Source organism: Phenylobacterium sp. (assembly GCF_031412415.1).
GTDB lineage: Bacteria > Pseudomonadota > Alphaproteobacteria > Caulobacterales > Caulobacteraceae > Phenylobacterium.
Map to the genome: position 1 here is coordinate 1 of NZ_JANOCX010000045.1, position 2,651 is coordinate 2,651.

Here is a 2,651-nt window from a genome sequence, read left to right on the forward strand (position 1 = left end):
GCACCGCCTCGCACGACTTGGCTGGACCGGATCGGCGACGTGGGTCAGCATCGAGACGAGCCGGGACGAACGCGTTGAGGTTGCCGGGTTTGCCGCGGACGCGGAGCGCATCCACGGCAAGGCCAAGCTGACCCTTTTGCGCGCGACCGGCTACGGGGCTTTGCCAGGCGGGTGAGACAGCCCGTAACCGAGGTTATCGAGCAATCGCAGCTCGCTAACCGACGTTATAGAATTGTGCGGCTCGACGGGTATCCTGGATGAGTGGTGCTGCGTAGCGATCGCATCGAGGGAGCACGGACGCAGATGGGCGCGGTAAACGAGAACGAATACTACCAGCGTCGCGCGGAGCAGGCGCGCGCGCTTGCGGAGTCCGCAGCGCTACCGGATGTGCAGGCGATCCATCGCGACATGGCGGACCGCTATGCGGAATTGGCGGAGGACAGGGGTAAGTCCGAGCGCCAGACGCTCAAACTCGCCTTCTAAGCCTCAGAAACCGGCCGTCCGCGCGAGGGCCAGGAACAGCCAGTACAGCCCGCCCGACAACGCCATCGCGACCGGCAGGGTCATCACCCAGGCGAGCGCCAGGTTGCGCACCGTCCGCGCCTGTAGGCCCGCCCCGTTCGCCACCGACGCGCCGGCCACGCCGGACGACAGGATGTGCGTCGTCGATACGGGCAGCGCGAAGCGATCTGCGGCGAAAATGGTCGTCGCGGCGACCAGCTCGGCCGCCGCCCCCATGCCGTAGGTCAGGTGAGTCTTGCCGATCTTTTCGCCGACCGTCACCACGATCCGCTTCCAGCCCACCATGGTGCCCAGACCCAGCGCCAACGCCACCGCCACCTTGACCCAGGTCGGAATATAGCGCGTGCCCTGCTCCAGCTGCGCCTTGTGCGCGCCGAGCGTGGCCAGCTCGCCCTCGCTCAGCCCGGCCGGGTTGGCCTTGACCACCCGCTGGGTCACGTCGAGCACCAGGTACATGTCACTGCGCAGGTTGGCCGTCGCGGCTCCAGGAACGTTGCGGATGGCGCCATATTCAGCGATCCGGCGCGTAATGTCCCCGTTCACCACCGCCGCCGCGCCGAACACGGTGGGCGAGGCGAGCTGCTTGGCCTTGAGCGCGTCCGTAAGCACCTGCCGGGACCGCGCGACGTCGCCCACGGGCCGCCCATGGGCGGCGAAGGCGGCGGTCGCGGCGTTGGCGCTCGCCACATAGCCGGGAGTGCTGGTCGCCGGCATGGTCCGGTTCAGCGCATAGGCGGTCGGTGCCGCGCCGATCAGGATCAGCATGATCAGCCCCATGCCTTTCTGCCCGTCGTTGCTGCCATGGGCGAAGGACACCCCGGTGCAGGTCAGGATCAGCAGCGCACGAATGCCGCGCGGCGGCGGGGTGTCGGCCTCCGGCGCGCGAAACAGGTCCGGGTTGCGCGACACCGCCTTCATCACCAGCAACAGCACGAAGGCCGCGCCGAAGCCGATCAGCGGCGCCATCCACAGGCCGTTCAAAACCTTGCTGGCCTGGCTCCAGTCCACGCCCGACGTGCCGGCCGGTCCGCTCGACATCAGCTGGTTGGCGAGCCCGACGCCTAGAATCGAGCCAATCAGCGCATGGCTGGAGGAGTTGGGCAGCCCGACATACCAAGTCGCCAGGTTCCAGGTTACCGCCGCGATCAGCAGCGCGAAAATCATCGCATAGCCAGCCGTGCTGCCGACGTTCAGAATCAGCTCGACGGGCAACAGGGTCAGGATCGAATAGGCGACCGCCCCTGACGAAGTCATCACGCCCAGGAAATTCCAAACGCCCGACCACACTACCGCCAGCGGCGCGGGCATGGCGTTGGTGTAGATCACGGTCGCAACCGCGTTCGCCGTATCGTGAAACCCATTCACGAATTCGAAGCCGAGCGCGATCAGCAGTGCCACGCCTAGGAACAGGAACACGCCGGTCGCGAGCTGCTCGCCCACCGCCCGGGTGTCCGCGATCACGCTCGCACCGGCATAGCCGACCACGCCGACCATCAAGCCCAGGAACAGCCAACGCGCCCAACGCGGGGCAGGCCGGTCGATGCCGTGATCGTAGCGCGGAGACGCGAGCGACTCGCCCCCGGCGAGAGCGGTGCTAGCCATGACCTGTCGGCCCTATCACGGGCAATGTGACAGTCTCATGACATGTGAGATCAGGCCCTTCGCGTCACTCTGCGCCAGGGTATCGCGCGAAGTGCGGCAGATCCGTCATCCCCGTCCGCCAGCCTGGCGCGTCCGCGACCTGGATGTGCGCCGCAGGGGCGAAAGCGTCGGGCTCGTCGAAGGCTGCGCCCTGGATGTCGATCTTGCCCGCGAAGATCGCCTCGTTCAGATAGAACAGCCCCGTTCCGCACGTCCCGCAGAACTGCCGCGTCGTGCCCGGCGAGGATTCATAGCTGGTCGGCGTGCCCGTGACCCGGACCTGGTCGCGACCGAACAGCGTCCACAACACGACCGGCGCGCCCGCCGATCGCCGACACTCGGCGCACCAGCACAGGGTGCTGTGCTCCGGTTCCCCCTCCGCCTCGAACCGCACCGCCCCGCACCGGCACCCGCCCGTCTTGCCCATCTCCGAATCCTCACCTGCTCGGTCCGGTTCGGCAAGCTCGTCAAGAAGGTCGCCGCCGACA

General features: G+C 67.5%; 3 protein-coding genes. 1 reads left to right on the forward strand and 2 read right to left on the reverse strand.

Annotated features, from left to right (window positions below):
• Positions 1–264 precede the first annotated feature (264 nt).
• Positions 265–483 carry a hypothetical protein gene (locus tag RMO04_RS02190; protein WP_309643158.1) on the forward strand — a complete coding sequence of 73 codons (219 nt, stop codon included), beginning with the start codon at positions 265–267 and terminating at the stop codon, positions 481–483.
• Between the two features lie 3 nt (positions 484–486).
• Here the strand turns inward: RMO04_RS02190 and RMO04_RS02195 are convergent, their stop codons facing one another.
• Both RMO04_RS02195 and RMO04_RS02200 read right to left on the reverse strand, forming a co-directional pair.
• The gene (locus RMO04_RS02195) at positions 487–2,124 is read right to left on the reverse strand and encodes an inorganic phosphate transporter (RefSeq protein ID WP_309643159.1); all 1,638 of its coding nucleotides are present in this window, start codon (positions 2,122–2,124) and stop codon (positions 487–489) included.
• Positions 2,125–2,188: 64 nt separating this feature from the next.
• Positions 2,189–2,651 (reverse strand): GFA family protein (locus tag RMO04_RS02200; RefSeq protein ID WP_309643160.1); only part of this gene is annotated, 463 nt, incomplete at its 5' end.

What these genes read in the sequence shown, in the direction of transcription:
- RMO04_RS02195 (WP_309643159.1), bottom strand. Translation starts at nt 2,124, where the DNA reads ATGGCTAGCACCGCTCTCGCCGGGGGCGAGTCGCTCGCGTCTCCGCGC.